8 protein-coding genes are annotated in these 18105 nt (G+C 43.8%); all 8 read right to left on the reverse strand.

Annotated elements, in window-relative coordinates:
• Positions 1-168 precede the first annotated feature (168 nt).
• Positions 169-2814 (reverse strand): hypothetical protein, encoded by a 2646-nt coding sequence (locus tag C8R11_RS08625; protein ID WP_146159100.1) that lies wholly within the window; start codon positions 2812-2814, stop codon positions 169-171.
• Between the two features lie 2 nt (positions 2815-2816).
• On the reverse strand, positions 2817-4199 hold the full coding sequence (locus tag C8R11_RS08630) for an ATP-binding protein (protein ID WP_107795351.1): 1383 nt from the start codon (positions 4197-4199) through the stop codon (positions 2817-2819).
• Complete coding sequence (locus C8R11_RS08635; protein WP_107795352.1) at positions 4183-9345, reverse strand: contractile injection system tape measure protein; 5163 nt, start codon at positions 9343-9345, stop codon at positions 4183-4185. The genes C8R11_RS08630 and C8R11_RS08635 overlap by 17 nt, the downstream gene beginning before the upstream one ends.
• Positions 9329-12463 (reverse strand): hypothetical protein, encoded by a 3135-nt coding sequence (locus tag C8R11_RS08640; protein WP_107795353.1) that lies wholly within the window; start codon positions 12461-12463, stop codon positions 9329-9331. The genes C8R11_RS08635 and C8R11_RS08640 overlap by 17 nt, the downstream gene beginning before the upstream one ends.
• On the reverse strand, positions 12450-12785 hold the full coding sequence (locus tag C8R11_RS08645) for a hypothetical protein (protein ID WP_090696904.1): 336 nt from the start codon (positions 12783-12785) through the stop codon (positions 12450-12452). The genes C8R11_RS08640 and C8R11_RS08645 overlap by 14 nt, the downstream gene beginning before the upstream one ends.
• 14 nt (positions 12786-12799) lie before the next feature.
• Positions 12800-13636 (reverse strand): hypothetical protein, encoded by an 837-nt coding sequence (locus C8R11_RS08650; protein ID WP_107795354.1) that lies wholly within the window; start codon positions 13634-13636, stop codon positions 12800-12802.
• Positions 13620-17513, reverse strand: a complete 3894-nt coding sequence (locus C8R11_RS08655) for a baseplate J/gp47 family protein (protein WP_107795355.1) — start codon at positions 17511-17513, stop codon at positions 13620-13622. The genes C8R11_RS08650 and C8R11_RS08655 overlap by 17 nt, the downstream gene beginning before the upstream one ends.
• A gap of 136 nt (positions 17514-17649) precedes the next feature.
• Positions 17650-18072, reverse strand: a complete 423-nt coding sequence (locus C8R11_RS08660) for a GPW/gp25 family protein (RefSeq protein ID WP_090696899.1) — start codon at positions 18070-18072, stop codon at positions 17650-17652.
• Positions 18073-18105: the final 33 nt, after the last annotated feature.

The raw sequence follows: 18105 nt of genomic DNA on the forward strand, positions 1-18105 counted from the left end.
AGATTCCATTGATTTAGCTACGCTTTAAACAGCAACAACACCCATCCAACCCCTTATCCTCCAATCCCTGACCATTATTGACTGAGGCCTCATCCTTCATCTGTATCCATCGGCCCGGCCCAATCCAGCTCTGTGTCTACTGTACTCCATACTACGTCCCATACGTAATTATACAATGACAGCTTTTTGTTTGGGACGCGTAGGCCTCTTGCGTTGCGATTGCTGTTTTCGGTAAAAAACAATACTGGCCAGAATCCCGCCAGAAATCACCACAATCAATGGAATGTTGCCTTCGGCAAGCGTTTCAAGCATAGGGTCATACAATAAAAGCAATAATGCAACTATCAATGCAGGAATAATGGTTACAAATATAATCATGAAATAAAGATTTTTATTTTTTCCATAAAACCGGCAAGAACATTGATAGCTCACCAATAAAATAAATGACAGTACTGCCAGTATCATCAACGCAATCCAGAAAAAGTGCCTGTTTTCACAGACGAACTGGTCAAGCAGGGAATCCGGCTGACCATCTCTTTCCGCCTGTTGAAAATGTCTGACCAGGCAACCGCCTATTGTTTGAATTTCACTACAACGGCCAGACAGTTCCGCCGGCATGGCTGGTTCATTCAGCGGCATTGACCAAAATCCCGCGCCACCAAAATTATCCTTAAAATACACGATGTCATCTTCCAGTTGTTCCCAGTTATGACCATCGAATTCGATTACCGGAATAACGTTGCGTAACAATAGTCCGCGTAAAATACCGTATAATCCGCCATTTTCAATTCGCAGCCTCAGATCTTTTTTCGTCATGGTGATGGGTTCTTCTAACAACACCAGAATTTTAGACTTGAGGTCGTCTCGTATATCCAGTTGTTGATATGAACTCGGGGCGTCATTCGGCTGTATGCCTGTCATTCGTTCAAGTAGATTTGTAAATCGATAAAAACCTTCATCCAGCTCCGACTGCGTCACCATGATATTGACAAAATAATCATTACCTGCTGTATTCAATCTTTTTGTCAACTCATCATAAAAACGGTTCAGAAGATCAATGGAAACCGCATCCTTCGGATATCCTCTGAAATCAAAGGTGACCCCATCACCTTGTGTCGGTGTCGGCAGAATACCAAACGTCCATTTGGCGTAATCCGCATCAAGCGGACGCGTTAATAATTGGAAGATATCATCGCTCAGTTTTGCAAAAATATTTGCTTTCTGACTCGAATCCAGCGTCCCCCAGGTTTTATCCCAGAAATAGCGGTCTTTGTGAATCACCCAATCCAGTTTGCTATCGTGTTTTCTTGCCGCCTGCACAAACGGATTTTTTTTCAAAAATCTTTTCAAATCAAAGTTACTTTTATCATCGTTGGCATGATTGATAGAACCGCTCGTATCAAAAGACAACCCATAATAGGCAACTCTGGTCAATACACTGAAATCAACCGTCTGTTTTTCATTATCAGCCAGCCAGTATGGATAAAAACCGTATACCGTGCCTGACAGTTTATCCAGCACACAACCACAGCCGCTGCCATCCCATTCAAATGTTGCGGATGTATCAAAAACGGGCCTCTTCTGGTACAGGAACGCAATGGTCGGTTGAACGACGTTTGCATACAGATTGCTAACAAATGCATTCACGTCATGTTGTTCTGTTTCATTACAAACGCCCGAACGTTGACGCAGCGCCCGAATTAATTTGAGGTGCTTACGAATTTCGGGCATGTTGTGATATGCCTGGTTATTCAATAAATCTTTTTCTAATGCCAGAAAATCTTCATCACTGAATATAAGACTTAACGTATATTGATTATGCAATGACGCCGTACAAACGCCTAAAGCCGCAATTATCTTGGCCTGCGCAGCATGATCGAAAAGAGTTTGAGCCGGATAGGTTATGTCGACGAGTTCTTTTTCCAGCAATCCGGCAATAACGTTGTTTAAAGCAGCCATGTGCGGATCGCCCATCATCGCTTGATTCAGAAACGCTATGAAAGCCTTGGTGATCGTGAACGGCTTATTGCTATAATATTTCTGAATCGCAGGCAATAGTCGTTGAAATAAATTTGGATAGGTCTGCAACACTCCTGAAACTGCTTCTTCAAGCAATGAAAAATTCTCAAACTGTTTATTCTCCAGTTTTTGCAGTGCTGCCATTATTTGCGTTTTACTTTGCAGCAATTTGAAGTCTTCCTGCGTCAACTGGTAATAAAACAAGGAAGAGACTGGTTCATCAGCCATGCCCGGTATGTAAAATAGCTCATTGAGTGATCGGTAACGATAGACCAAATCCAGCAATGCCTGGAATGAACCAAAACGCCTGATATCGTAATCTAGATCTCTTTGAATACTGGGTTCTGTGTCGTTCCATTCGGCAAAATCGGCGCTCAACAGTACCACGGTTTCTTCGGGAAACAGGTTTGAAAATTCGGCGATTTTCTCCAACCTGTTAATCAAATCATCGACATAATTACCAATCGGCTCGATTCTAAAATCATGTGCAAAACGCTGCAACCAGAACAATGTTACCGGCCCGATAACGCCGTCGCTAAGCGGCTGCTGACTTAACCGGATATCTCTTTTCCAATTCAGATCCTGATGATAAACAGCCGCAAGATCCTGTTGTACACGATAAACGGCAGAATGATCCAGCTGGGTGAAGAGTGCGCGATCAAGCAGGCGGTTATAATGCTGATCATAATCCAGTTCATAATGCAGAGGGTAGGATACATCAGACGCATATAACAGAGACATGCCTGTACCTGCTATTAACCATAACCAGATGAGCGCGATTTTTTTTAAATGCATTCTCATTGCGTCCGCCCTTCCTTTAACAGTTCTCTTGTGATGCCTTTCACAAGATCGCTTTGCGTAATGTTTTCCCGCTCCCCCCGAATCGCCCGAATCGCAGCGTAACGTACCGCATTGGTAATAGCACCACCGGATATTGCATACTTTTCTGCCAATAGGTTCAAATCCACATCTGCGGATAACAGCTTGTTATCGGAAAACATGCCCCGCCACAAACGGATACGCTGATCCGGATCGGGTAACGCAAAGTGCACAGAAGTTTGAAAGCGGCGGGCAAACGCTTCATCTATATTGGCTTTAAGATTGGTAGCCAAGATAATAACGCCCGGATAATCTTCAATGCGTTGCAATAAATAGGAAATTTCCTGATTGGCATAACGATCGTTAGCACTGCTCGTTTGCGTCCGCTTGCCAAACAATGCATCCGCTTCATCAAAAAATAAAATCCAGTTCTTGTTGATAGCCTGATCAAACACATTGGCGAGATTCTTTTCAGTTTCACCGATATATTTGGAAACAACCATGGACAAGTCAATGCGGTAAACATCAATACCTGCTTCGGCACCGATTAATGTTGCGGTCAATGTTTTACCTGTTCCCGGTGGCCCGTAAAACAAGGCACGATAACCGGGTTTTATATGCCGGCCCAGTTCCCACTGCTGCAATATTTTTGCCGAATACTGTAGCCAGGTTTTGATATTTTCAATTTCATCCATAACTTCAACACTGAGCACCAAATCCTGCCAGGTCAGCGCAGTTGTGATATATTTTGCCGGAAAATGAATGTCATAGTCGGGCTTTTGATTTTTCCCTGTCATCATGCGTCCCAGATACTCAGCGGTCATGGTCAATGACGCAGTTAAGAATGGCTCGCCACTGGCTGTATGCGTAATTTTAATGATGCCTTGCTTTGACAGGTAGTGGTCTGCCTGAAACAACTGCAACACCTGAAAGCGTCTTGTCAAATCACTACCTGCCAGAATAAAAATAGCCGTCTCACAAGTGGGTAAGAAACCGCTGTGATGCTTACCCTGCCATCCACCAAATTCTGTAAAGCAGCGGGCAATATCCTTATTCATGAATAAAAAGGAATCCAGTGCTTGTGCCTGCAAATGAGGCATTAACGCCAATATGACAATCAATCGCTCATCAAAACCCATATCAAACGCTTTGACGATCTGCGCAAACGCTGACAAATCCGTGGTCAAATCGGGCGGCTGTATGGTATGAATGTCCTCAATATCCGTTTCACGCTCAAAATAAAGATCAAAACGCGCCATCATCACCGTTTTGAACCAGGCAATTTCCTTCTCAAGTGCTGCCGCGTTAGGGTTTTTTTTTCCTTTGGATAAGGGCAATGGTATTTTAGCGCCAGGTAACATGAATTGCTCGCTCCATCCAACTATGCTTAATGACCGAGAAGCTCCAAGGCAATTGATCGAGTAACATATCAAACGGTCCAGGTTCAATCGTCAAAAACCATATGCCATCTTTTAACTGCAATCGCCCCTGACGTTGCAGGAATGTTTCCCTCAAACCATTGATTGAAGTCTTGCCGATTGTTTTCCAATTCTGGATCATGCCTCGCATTAAATCTTCAATGGTATCGCGCTCGCGATAACTGAGCTCAATCTGATTACAAACCGGGATACCGGCCGACAGACCGCACAAAATCTTGTTAAGCAGCAACCAATACTCGGGAGAATGCGTCTTTTCATTCACCATAAATTGCAATAGATGTACCGCACGTTCAGCCGCCTGCCGGTCAATAAAAACACCCGCTTCAATCAATCCCAGCCGACCGAAAAGACGTGGCAAGTAAGGCGCCGCCAATATCTGACCTGCATTATGGATAGAAAACGCTTCATCGGAAGTATCAGACGAATCCACCTCAGTCAATTCATTCGCAATCAATACATCGAATTGGGGATGTAGCGATTTTTTAGATTCTTCACATGCATTAGCATTACGCCGCATCATGCATGTCTGCAGCAGATGTTGAAGAACGATCCCCTCCCCGCTTTCTGGGTATTGATCTTTTGGCAGAACTGTCTTTTGTATCCGTGCCAACACGTTATGCCATGACTGAATTATAGGAAAATCGTCGCGACTGTCTGACATTTCTGTAATTAGCGTCCGTATAAAAAATACTGCATCAAATCGAGGCGTTAATGAATCTGTGTCCGCCGTTGCAAGAAGCATCTTCATACTGCTGTGCCAAAGCGCGCACTTCCATTCAGCCACACCTGCATAATGTAAGTTTACAGCGTGTTGATAAAACAACTCAGCGTGCAGCAGTAGTTGCTCTAAAATGATTGCGGCCTGAGGCGACAATAAGTAGGCAATATCGATCAAAGCGGACTCTGGCAGCTTGGCGATCAATTGTTTCCGTATCGTACTATCCTGAAGTATTTCAAGTAGATGTTTCCGGACTGTCTGCGCATCAACAGCATTAACTTCTTCAAAATACAGATCTGTCGTCCCGATAATCGCAGCCTGTCGCAGAGCAGACTGGAGGCGTTGGTTAATAATCGCAACAGCTTCCGCTGGCTGTCGGATCATTCGTTCTGCAGTTGATTTTTTTTGAATAGAGCAATTTCGCCCTGTCGATTCGTCGGCTATGATTTTAAGGTCTATCGCTTGATCAAGTATTCGTTTTTCAAGTATCTGCTGAAAATAAAATGCACTGTCAACAGTTTTCCGAGAATGCGTCTTGACTGCATTGATCCATGTCAGACGATCCGTTTCAGTCGATGCCGGGTCATGTTCCAGTATCGCCAGTGTCAAATTTTTCAGGGTAATATTAGACAACCGCCCGGGAATCAATTTACCGGAATAAAACGCCGCTGTCAGATATTGCCACTGCATTTTAAAATCATCTGCCAATGCGGCTGTTATCTGTTCTATTTCCATGTCAGTCAAAATAGCTTGTTGATTGACAGGTGCAGATAAAACAGTTTGTAAAAGTATGTTTTGCAGGGTCCTCATACCATACTCTGGCACCGCTCTGCGTCCGGAAGCTGATTGCTGTTTAAACTCTGCCTGACAAAGTTGTAATATTGACGCCACAGCTTCATTTCCAGACAGTGCAGGTATTGCAGCCTGGATAAAGTGATCTATATTCAATGGACTTACAGATAAACCGACAGTCTCGGTAACCGATGTTGCCACTAGATAATGCAGCGCATTTTCCAGCAGTTGCTTTTTCCATTCGGATAACTTAGTGCGGCGATTTTTATCAGTAATCCGGCAAAGTGTTTCAGCATGCAACAACAGTTGTTCTAAAACGATGGCGGCTTGTGACGACAGCATGTAAACGATATCAACCCAAACGGACTCTGGCAGCTTGGCGATCAATTGTTTTCGTATCGCAACATTCTGAAGCATTTCCAACAACCGTTTTTGAGTTATCCGCTCAGTTGAATAATGCATATCCTCCAGATAGCGATCCACTTCGATAAACGCAGATTTTGTCAACGCAGACTGAATGCGATGCATGATAACTGTATCAGCTTCCGCCATTTGTGCAGCGGTTCGTTCTGTATCGGGTTCGTTTTGAGTTAAGCTACCACTGCCATCGGCCAATGTTTGAGCGATAATAGCTTCAAGGTCGATCTCCCGCTCAAGCAGCAGATTCTCCAATATCCTCTGATAATACGATCCGGTATTGATAACTTTTGACGCAAACATGTTAATTGCTTCGACAAATGCCTGCTGGTCGGACTTACCTGATCTTAAATCAGGTTCCAGCAGAGCCTGAATCAAAGCTTTCTGCACAGTTTGAGGCAATTCTCCAAGTATTATTTGGCCATTATAGAATAACGTTTTAAGTCGTTGTCGCTGCATAATGGAATCAGCAGGCAACGCGGTTGTAATTTTCTGTATTTCCTCAGCGCTTAAGGGGACTGGCTGATTGGGTGATGCCGGCGCGATGATGCCAAGCATCATATTTTGCAGCGCACCCGTTCCCGGCACAGATCCTTGCGCCGGCAGACGGTTACCTGCCAGAATCTCCCGCCAGGATTGCAATACTGACGCAGCATTCTTGTCATCCGACAATCCGGCCAGCAATGCCCGAACAAAAATTGTAGCGCTTAAAGAACCTGCAGCCCCACCAGCCGATGCTGATACAAGGCAGCGCAGCGCACTTTCAAACAGCTGTCGTTTCCATGCTGTAATATCAGCAAAGCGATTACTGACAGTATGTTGATAAAAAGCATCAGCATGCAGCAGCATTTGCTCAACAATCATAGCGGCCTGCGGCGACCGTAAGTAAATAAAGTCAATTAACGCTGTCAATGGAAGCTGGCCGATTAATTGTGTCCGTATCGCCGCATCCTGAAACAGTTCCAACAGTTGCTTTTGGGTTGTTTGTATATTATCAGTGGGAAGCTTCTCTGGAGACAGATCCAGACCTGCCCGGTTGATCGCGACTTGATCAATGGCAGACAGTAAACGCTGAAAGATGACTGCATTGACTTCAGGTGTGTGCAGCTTCTGATCAGGTTTTTCTTTTGAATCGCTAGCTATCTGATCGGCATAATCGATTTTCGCTGGCGTGAATGTTGCCTTTTGCGATGACACACGCTGCTTATTTTGTAAAGTAATAGCTTCTATATCAACAGCCTGGTTGCAAAGTAAATTTTTCAGTATCTGTTGATAATAAGACGCGGAATTGGCGGCTTTGCGGGCATATGCTTCAATGGTATCGAGAATCGCTTGGCGATCCGTATCAACCGATTCTGGGCCAAATTCAAGTATGGTTTGAATCAGATTTCTCAGCTCAGATTCAGGCAATCTCTCTGGTATCAACCGGCCGGCATGAAATGCCGCCTTCAGACGCCGCTGTTGCGTCTCAAAATCATCCATCATCGCTTCCGTGATCTTCCGGATTTCGTTGCCAGACAAAATGTGTGAATGCTCTGAGTGGTATGACAGCACACTTTCGGAAATGATATTCATCAGAACGCTTCCGCCCCGCTCCCAGGGCTGCTGTTGCAACAACGCTTCATGCCAAAATTGTAATGTTGCTACATTTTCCCCGCTATGTGAAAATGCATTCACTATCGCATCCATAAACCCTGTTGCTTCAAATAAAGTGTTTGTAAAACAGTCTGGCGATATTGGCGCAAAATAACACAGCGCTTTCTCGTAGATTTGCCGCTCCCATTGGTCAAACGTTATCTGACGTCTATTTGCAATTGACCGGCAAAGCGTTTCAGCATGAAACAACATCTGTTCGACGATTGCCGCCGCATAAGGCGATAGCAGATAAATAATATCGAGCAGAACAGGCTTTGGAAGTTTGGCGGCCAACTGTATGCATATCGTTGCATCCTTTAGCATTTTCAGCAACCATTGCTGAACTGCCTGCGCCTTGGGGGATTGTAAATTTTCAGGATATTCATCTAAATCATTGATGCCTGCCTGCGCTAACGCCACGATAATGCGCTGATACAACATAGCTTCATAGGGCTGCGGCAAGGTCTGCTTTGTGGTGACCGCTTGCTTACCGGCCAGATCCGTTTCTTTATTGGGAAAATGACTCTCTGCAATGACGGTTAAAGTTTCTGTTTGCACCGGGATGGATGCAGACACAATTTTCAATAACTGCGGATTATTTCGCTGACTTCTGGCGGCATGAATCAGTCTGTTACTCAGGACGTTTGCATCACCTGTCAATGATACAGATACTTTGTTGAGTATTTTCGCGACTGCTGTTGATAAATCCTGCGAATTCAGGGTATGCACATTGTCAAAAACAAAATGAAATATCTGCTCCCATAGCATTACCGCGGCGCTCATTCGTTGTGATGCGGATATTTGCTGAGTCGACAAGAGCGGTTGCAATACTGCGGCCAGGTCCACTATCAAATCACTTTGTTCCGGCACGAGGCGTGCAAGCAGCTTTTGCCGGAGATCGGTTGAGAACTGATTAACCAGACGCCGAATGAATAATGCGCGACTGGTCGTTGGAATTTGTGCCAATAACGCTTTCAGCGCACCGCTGCTATTTTCTTCCTGCAACACCCGCTCCAAAAGTTTTTCATGGACGATTGAATCGATTGCATCAACATACCAGGGCAGTCTGCCGGTTAACAGGAAATGTTTCAGCTGCTCCAGATCTGATTGCAGCAAGCTGATTTGCTGTATAGCGAAGTCACCGGTTAATGATTTTACGGGTTCTCCGATCACCTGCCGTGACGCTTGTTGTGATGATAAAGGCAACGCCTGAATGGCTTCATCAAGTTCTATGGCGAGTTGTTCGCGCAACCGTCGAATAATTTGCGCGGGATAATCGGCGCTGGGAATATCACCCAGATCAAGGGTTATCTGCTCGATACGTAAAACATTCTCTGCAACATCATATTCGTCCAGAATGGTTTCTACAACGGGTAACAACGCATCAACTACCCATGTGTTCATGAAGGATTCATGTTCATGTGCAACGGATTCGGCGTGAATCAAGTAATCAAAAACCACTTCATCGATAACATGCGCAGACCTGCGATCAGAGCCAATAATCACGACCGCCTTCCTGTCGGTATTGGTTTAAAAATGAAATAATTTGTGCGGATACTTGATTAAGTTGCGGAAATAATACGGTCTCATGGTCTTGAGCTTGATTGAGCTGCTGCATCAAGTACAGCCAATCTTTATAGTACTGCTCGAAACGCTGCATGGGAGAAAAATCGAGCCAGTAAAATTGTGCAAATACATGCGCCGGAAGACTCCTTTGTATGGTTTCTTCGGCAAATTTTCTAAATACGTTGTCTGAAAAACGCGTTGTCCAGGATGGGAAAAGGATACTGATACGATTATTTATAAACAGATGATCACATGCCAATACGTCATTTTCCTTCGAACCGCGCGGCCGCAGCAACAGATGCTCAATTATATGAAAATCCTCACATAATTGATTTAATTGACTGAGCGTGTTACAAAACTGATGCGCATAAAGGGCAGCCTTATCAAAAGTGGCTTCTTTCGCTAGTATCCATAATTTGTTATCTTGCGCATGCATGAAGCAAATCATGGTGTCTTTTTGCGCCGACCGGACAAGCCGATAATTATCCAGCTTGATGCCTTCCTTAAAAATTGAATCACTGAAAACCGGCAATCGCGTAGGCAATGTATTTTCTGTCCACTTTCCTGGCTTAAAGTCTGAAATAACGGGTACTGCTTCATGCTGGCTATCACCAGATAGCCATTTAATTTTGCTGGCCAGTGCACGATCAGAAATGAGACGGCTTTGTTTCTCCGTCAGGACATCCGTTGTTAACACTGGCTTAAGGACATGTTTTAATCCGAGTAGCGCGCGGACTTTTATATGCAGGCCAGCCAAGTTGCCTTTCTGGTCTAGGTGTTGCGATGCAAAAACAGGCTGCAGATAATCAAACCCCTTGCCTTTATCTTTGCTGATTTTACGAATGGACTTCAAGTAATTGATTTTATTTTCAATCATCCAGTCGTCCGCATCCTTGTGCCGGTAATAATTGAAGCGAAGCAGTTTATGCTGTTCAAATACTTCGCCATAAAGCGCCAGTAAAATATCGAGTATCCGGTTTTTTCGCACACCGTATTCATCATATCGGCCTGGAATATCATCAATGGTATCGCCGATTGCAGACGGCTTGCTGACTGGTATTTCCGTATAAAGTGCTTCAATTCCAGGGATTTTGGTATTATCCAGAAACTGGGAGAAATATGTTTTTCTTGATTCCTGATATGCGGAAAACAAGCCTGAAATTTCTTGCAGTCCCTGTAAATAATTAGCCATCAGTTGTTCAAACGGATACAGGTAGGCTTTAAGCTGCTTGACTTTGGCCAGTGCCTCAGGTGGGTTTGCGCGTGACATACCCTGTTTGTTGACACCATAAATAGCCGGAAAATGATTCTGAATTGAATAATAGCGACGAAAGTCCCTTAATTGACCGTTGGGCAGTGGTATAAATTGCGCAAGTGACTGTGTGTTGCGCCTGAATGCATGGTACTCAAAAATCAGTTTTTTCAGTTCGCGGTGAAATTCCTCAAAAAAAACTGCATTTTTCCTGGATTCGTTTTTTTCCGATGATACAGCTTCGGCGTACACAATTTCGGTTTCAACTTCGTCCGCACTTTGTGGCAGTCTTAAATGTAATATGTGGGCTGAGTTCTCGACATATGAAATACGCAAATCAGGAAAAAAATGCTGTGACTGCAGATAGTTCAGGCTTACGTATTGTCGTCCGTCTTTGTCGGTTAATGCAAGATTCCGGGTTTGCGTAACACCTTTAATGTTACCAATATACGCTATCAAATCCATAATCGTTATGGCACCCCGAGATGTGTCAGCTGACGCATTCCGAATATAGCCATGCTGCGTTAATGGACCTGAAAAAACCTGTTCATAGTTTTTATTTTCGGCTAATACACTCCCGTAGTGATCAATCTGCATATCTGATGAAATAAAACGTGAACATCTGAACATAATTTCAGCATAAACTTTAGCTGGATTATGGTGTGGATGTACTTCAATATCACCCACTAAAAAAAAAGAACTTGATTCAATCATCTTGATACTATGGATATCTTCACCAAGACTGCGGTTACTGGAAAAGACCGCCAGAATCCGTTGTTTGACTCGGGTTTCATCGGATAGTGGCAAATGCGTTTTGTCAGTTTTGAGGCAATCAATCTTTTTTGCCAAGGGTACTGTTGTTTCATTGAACAGAGCAGTCAGTCGAGGCAGAATATTATTTAAAACGGGTATAATATCGCTCAGTTTCTGAAGCGGCGTATCCAAAATGGCATGAATTTGTTCTAGTTTCTCCACAGGCAGGTGGTTTAATAACTGTTCGAGTGCCGCCAACTGCTCGCTGGACTGAACAATTGTTTTTGTCTGACAAGACTGACCATGCTGCATGGCGTCGATCGCATTGAGTGCACCCCCTGCATGAGACAAGCTTAAGGCATGTTGCGTCAACAGTGATAAAATTTCTTCGGATTGATGAATGGACGATTCAATGCGTTGCATTTGCTTGGCCTGGGTCTCATGCTTAGATCGGTCAATTCGATCCCGCCATCTTTTTAGTGCATTTTGCCGCAGTTGCAGACTCTCGACAATCTGACTTGTGACGCTATGCAAGTAGCTTAAACTATCCCGTAGTCGATTGATGCGCTCAGTCTCATTTTTAACCTTTTCAGAATAAATCGCATCGGTCCGGATTTGAAACAGGCTCCGGTCAATTTTTACATAAACAGTGTATAAACCGGTTACATCACTCTGTTCATCCACATAAGGTTTAAAACGGATTTGGTCTATTTCCGGAATGCTGTCGTATACTACCCGCTCATAATCAGTATGCGTGACAGCTGAACTGGGCAATATTTCATGCGGCGGGTAAAGGGTCTGTTTTTCATAATCGACTACGCCGCCACCATTGACAAGGAAGTCCTGTATGGAAAATTCAGCACGATAGGAGAGGTCAGTCAAAGCATAACAGAGCTGTTCCAGAATGGTAACGCCTGGATCGTGTAAATTATAATCAGTCCAACATTCCCCGCATAAATTTTGGATTAACGCTATAGCATCTTTTCTTAGCGTTTCAAAATCAAGCGCGTCCGGATCGCTTCGAATACGGTTTATTTGTTCAATTGCCGGCATAAGTATTAGAAGGTTTGACCGGCAGATCGCTTTCTGGCTGCAGTTGATGTGTCATCTGCTTTTTTAAGCTGAAAAGCAGATGATGAACATGCTCATACGGCAGCTTTCCTAGCGCCTTGATCGCCAATCGTATCTCTAGTTCAGTAAATGTAAAAATTTTTTTCCCGGACTGATCGACGCCCTCTGCAAAATGATAATGTGCCTGTTGATTCAATTTACCGATTAATTCAAAAACTATCTTAAAGGGACACTCGGCCAGCGCAATCAGTAGCAGATTACCTTCTTCCAAACTTAATTCTATCGATAAAATACGTTCTGTCATCCTGCCTGTTTACTTCATTTTTTCTTTCTGGATGTGGACATGGGTGTTCCGTCCGGCTTAATTTCACTGTCATACATGGCCGTGTCGTTCCAAAGCCGGGTTAAATGATATCTGACCCAGATATCATGGCCGTAGGAAACGCCTGTCCGTAACTGCAGTATATATTCAAAGTTACCATTTTCATTGGAAACCGGTTCCCAACGCAATTCAAGTTGGTTGCATTTGGCGCCAAAATGCGCCTGATGGTAACTGATATGATTTTTTGCATAATAAGTACATAATGCGAAAGCGTGCATCAAAGCATATTTACCATCTGCATCCCGGCCACCGACACCGGCCACAACTTCAAATGCCTGGCAACCGGTTAACACACGCGTAATATCATACCATTCGCCATCAGCCGGTACGGCAAACGCATCTTTCTGCCCGACCCTCCCATGCGAAGCAATCGTGCCCACAACATCCAGTTCATACTGTGGTTGCGCATTATTAATACCGACACCGACTCTGGCGGCATCTGCAGTATCGATCGCCTCTGTCGTATTGGACGAATTGCCTATACTGCGCAATGTCAACACATTCGGGTTGAATTGATTGCCAATTTTGAGATTTGATGTTGCCTTATCCAAACCAACAAACCACAAAGGACTGAGTGTCTCCATTTTTTGATAAAAACTCATCAGCTTTCCGTCGCCGAGCTGGAAAATTCTAAGGCCGTCTTTGATCGTTTTATCGAAACCATCATCGATTAAATTCAACGTTGAATCAATCAAATCGGCAAAAGCAATTTCTGAGGGCCTGCTGCCATTCTTGAATTTGGCTTCCAGTGTTTTTCTATTTTGTTTCGCCATCTCTATTCTGAATAATGAATGTGCTGCCTATTTCCAACTCGCCAATACCGGTAATCTCCGGTTCTATCGTAACGTAACTGTCGTCCACTTCAATAAAATGCTGCTGCATAGGTTCCGCTATACTCCAGGGATACCTGGGCGTTATCTCGCAGGATTCCGTCGTCACTTTACTTTCCGCCACGCTGTCGAGCAAGTTAAACAATGCGTTGCCGTCGGGTGTGATACGCAATATTGAAAAATTCGTTACCCGGTCTATAAAATCCAACTGCTGTATATAGGATTGCACATCAAATTTATTAATACACCAACCAAAATGCGTAGTGTAACCAACTGTATCATGCCAGGGAGAGATATAGGCTGAGATCGCGTCATTGAGCTTGCCAAGATACAATCCCCCGTTACGTGCGTTTCTCAGTTTAACAGTACAACGCACTTGTATGGTTTCATAGACTGGATTGACAAAATGAACGGTAACAAACGAAGACGTGTATTGATTGATAAAATCTCTTGCTGCATTCACCATATGACCACTTAACCACAGTTGTTCACCATAGCGCGTCTGTTTAACCGGGTAAGGCAGCACCGCAATTGTCACGTGACCAGAACAAATGCGCGGACAAATTCGCTGGTAGCGCGAATCATATTCAGGGGACAGATTTGCAAAACACTTCGCCTTGTATATTTGCGGAAAACGCGCCAGCAAGAGCTGTTCATAATCAAGCGGCAGTAATGCTCGATTTTTATGACGCAATCGTTCACTCATACGGATACGCACGTCAATTTTATTTTCAACGGATCTTCCTCCTACTGACGATTGCACTTGCCAGATATTATCCACTCCGGGAAGTGATTGTTTCGTCTGTTTGATACTGCCGGCCGGTAGCGAATTAAAGGGCGTCAGTTTATGGATATCTTCACCACCGGGCAAATACCGACTCACTTGAATTGCTTGTGCAAAAACTGCATACAAACTGCAAAATTTCTCCATATCCTGGTCAGCGGATACACATAGCCAGAAAAGACAATCCGGCATGATGGTATTACCCTGATTAATGTCTGCAGGAACGTCCAAAGTCACAATTCCTGATGTCATAAATCCATGTGTTGAATCGGCAATCACTTCCTTGGGTGAGAGTGGCATCCATTGATTTGAAGAAAGAAAAAACCACTGTAGTTTTTCTACGGAATGGTGTTCTGTCGGCAGTGAATTTTCACGCAGATAAAAATACAAGGTTATCAAACCACCCGCATCGAAAGTTTCCAATCCGATCAGCAGGTTACCCGAATAAGTATATTGCGGTAATAAAAAGACAGCTTGACCTGATTGCATCGCAGTATTTTCCCATCCCATTGGATGAAGATGAATCAGTTTCTCCTGATAGGTAGACAAACAACTATCATTATCACTTTTACCGGTAGTTATCCTGGAAGATGCATGATAATTAGCCAGTATGGATGTGACCATAGGTGTATAAGGCGTATTAGGTTCAGCTTTGCGTAGTTTGGAAATGCGCTGCCTGGCATTATGGGTCAATGCCCGCGCCAGAATCTGCGGGTATTTTTTGTGTCCAAAAGCATCAAGCGGCTCTGTCAAAGTAAATTTAAAAAATCCTTTTTTACTGGAAGGTGTATAACTTAAACCGATTATTGTTTGAAAGTAGTCTGACGAACTCCAGTAAGGAATCAGTGCATCACATGATATTTGTTTGGTTTCACTCAACACATTTGAAGCGTGATGCGAATTTTTAATTTGAAACAATGTATCAACAGTTTCCGGGGCAGTTTCTTCCGGAAGCCATTTGCCTTCCATCAGCACTGATTTGTTAATTTTGAAATCATTGTGATTACTTGGACTATCATAACCATGATAATAAGTGTTGAATCCGCCAATACCAGGCGGAAGACCACCCCATTTTATTTCGAGACTAAAATGTGTCAATTGTTTTACCGCCGCTTCGGTGCACCCAACCAGCAGATAAGAGCCCACTTCCGGCAACGGGCCAAATGGATTAAATGATGTCAGCGCTGACAATTGTCCAAGCTGATTATGCAATACCAGCGTCCGATTACCCGAAACCGAAACATCTATTTTTATCCAGTCGAGTACCAGTTTATTCAATATGTTGTAGGGATACAAATAGCCCCGTGGATTGAGTGTAAATTTGACGACTGGCAGCTGTGTTTCATAGCGTTCACCGTGGACTTCACTGGAATAGGCCGTAATCGCAGGCGCGTCCGCTGGCAGGGTAAAAGCAATTTGCAGGCTGTTATCACTGATGCTCTCATCGATTCCTGAATAAATCGGCACATATTCATCAACAGGCAACCACCCTTCTTCACCCGTCAGGTGGATAACGAAAATATTACTGAAAACCTTGAAAAAGATGTCTTGCGCTTCTTCCTTTGTGAAAATGGCTTCTGTATCGTTATCCTGTGATGATTTCAGCACGGCCGCAATCTTATGAATCCAGTGGTGAAACTTGTCTTGCTCAGGGTTGGTTTCTGCGTCAGCAAATTTGAGGGTGATGTTAATGTTTCTGTGTCCTTCCTTGAGAAGCAGTGTCTTGCTGGCCAATGCAAACCCTATGCGGGCTTGCGAAACAGATAAAGACTCTGTTTCTGTATTTTTAGGCGCCCCCAGAATCGGATAAGCCACAAAGCTGCTTCGAGCCGCAAGCGCTTCCTGGCTGATAATAGGAATACTATTAAGCCAACATGACGTGGCAAGTTGTCTGTTTTTTTTTTTGGAAATATTCGGCAAAAAAACAGTTTCCTGCAGTCTATTCTCGGAAGAATTCAACCGATCACGGTTAAAAAACAAGGTATGCGTCGCACCGACTTTGGCGCCATGTATCAGCACATCATCATCACTGACATAAAGCGTCTCTTGCTTTCCACTATGCCTGTCAGCCAGAAAAACAGTCCCCTTAGGAATCCATTTAGTTTGCTTTTCATTTACCAGCGTAACGACCAGATAGGTATGATCCGGTTCAAATGGATGCGCCTGCGCACCCAACACTTGTTCATAATAAAAATCAACAAGACCCGGCGTGAACCGGTTGATTTTTTGATGCAGTCTTTGAAATAATTGTAGAAATGCAATTAACAGGCCGGTAGCAGGATCGTGACGCTGGCTCTGCAGGGAAGTCGTTAGCAGATCAGCCGACCGCCTCTGCGCCATTTCAATGGCTTTGACCACTGCATAAAAACTCGAGCGTATGGCCAGTTGATCTATCGGTCGGTCTGAGAAATCCAATGACACAGATTGTTTTTCAGATTCCGGTACTTTTAACAGTTTAATTAAATCCTTTGAAAAGAACATATCCAAAGGCTTGTCGGGCAAAAAATATGCGAAACACTGCAAAAGTAATTGCAGCTCTTTATTAAGCCCGGTAATAATGCCTGCAATCAGTTGATGCAATTCGTGTCCAGTCTGACTTTGCGTTGATCTTAACGATGCCAGCCAGTTATCCAGAAGTACGCTAACATTATAGAGCGCAATAAGTTGTTGCTGATTTTCTGCCGGCAATGCTGCATGTAACGCATTCATCACATCAACACAACCACTGTCGGGGTATTGCCGGTTTTTAAAAAAGGTTGCCAGTTTCTTGGTATCGGTTGACAGAATAATCGCTATGATGACTGTTTCATCGGCCGAGAAATAAGACTTCCAGTTGCCATCAGCTGCATTGTGAATATTATAAAATTTCATCCGCTCGGCGTAGTCGACAGCCATGGCCAGTAATGAATGAAAACGCAGATCCATCAGCTGAAAATATGCAGGATCAAGTGCGGGCAACAAGCGGCTGGTCTGACTCGTGCCATCACGGATATGCAAATGAACGTTTGATGAGATCAAGTCAGAACAGTTTTTCATTGAACAATTAAATATAAATAGAGCGGCACACTCGTGCAACTTGAGAAAAACAGCGCATTGCTACCGAGTCAATTTACCTGTTATCTATTTGCATCGATTATGTGAAATTAAATCGACCATCCAGGACTTTGAGGGTTTAAATACGCACATTGGTGCCTTCTGTAAAGTAAAACGGATACACAATATTATGGCGATTATTGGTGGCGCGGATGATATAGGTGATATAGATTCTGATCAGGCCATTTAACTGATCCGTTTCATTTTCTGTGTCCACAAGAATATGTTCAACCAAAATACGCGGCTCAAAAAACAAAATGGCGCGCTTGATCAAATCAATGATGACGGTAACCGAACCTTCATCGATCTCTTCAAAAACCTGTGATTTCAAGTCACATCCATAGGTTGGCTGCATAACCCTTTCACCGGGGGTTGTAGACAGCAGAATATATAAACTTTCACGGATATCTTCTTCGGCTGTCACTTGTTTGACCGAGCCATTTTGATTAAACTGTGGCGGAAAGGCCCAGCCCGTACCAAGAAAAGATTTGTCTATTGTCATAGCATCAATGAGTTGTAAAAAAATAAGCTTATA

It is taken from the genome of Nitrosomonas aestuarii, from assembly GCF_003046585.1.
GTDB classification, from domain to species: Bacteria; Pseudomonadota; Gammaproteobacteria; order Burkholderiales; family Nitrosomonadaceae; genus Nitrosomonas; species Nitrosomonas aestuarii.

What these genes read in the sequence shown, in the direction of transcription:
- C8R11_RS08640 (WP_107795353.1), bottom strand. Translation starts at nt 12,463, where the DNA reads ATGCCGGCAATTGAACAAATAAACCGTATTCGAAGCGATCCGGACGCG.
- C8R11_RS08655 (WP_107795355.1), bottom strand. Translation starts at nt 17,513, where the DNA reads ATGAAAAACTGTTCTGACTTGATCTCATCAAACGTTCATTTGCATATC.
- C8R11_RS08660 (WP_090696899.1), bottom strand. Translation starts at nt 18,072, where the DNA reads ATGACAATAGACAAATCTTTTCTTGGTACGGGCTGGGCCTTTCCGCCA.
- C8R11_RS08630 (WP_107795351.1), bottom strand. Translation starts at nt 4,199, where the DNA reads ATGTTACCTGGCGCTAAAATACCATTGCCCTTATCCAAAGGAAAAAAA.
- C8R11_RS08625 (WP_146159100.1), bottom strand. Translation starts at nt 2,814, where the DNA reads ATGCATTTAAAAAAAATCGCGCTCATCTGGTTATGGTTAATAGCAGGT.
- C8R11_RS08645 (WP_090696904.1), bottom strand. Translation starts at nt 12,785, where the DNA reads ATGACAGAACGTATTTTATCGATAGAATTAAGTTTGGAAGAAGGTAAT.
- C8R11_RS08650 (WP_107795354.1), bottom strand. Translation starts at nt 13,636, where the DNA reads ATGGCGAAACAAAATAGAAAAACACTGGAAGCCAAATTCAAGAATGGC.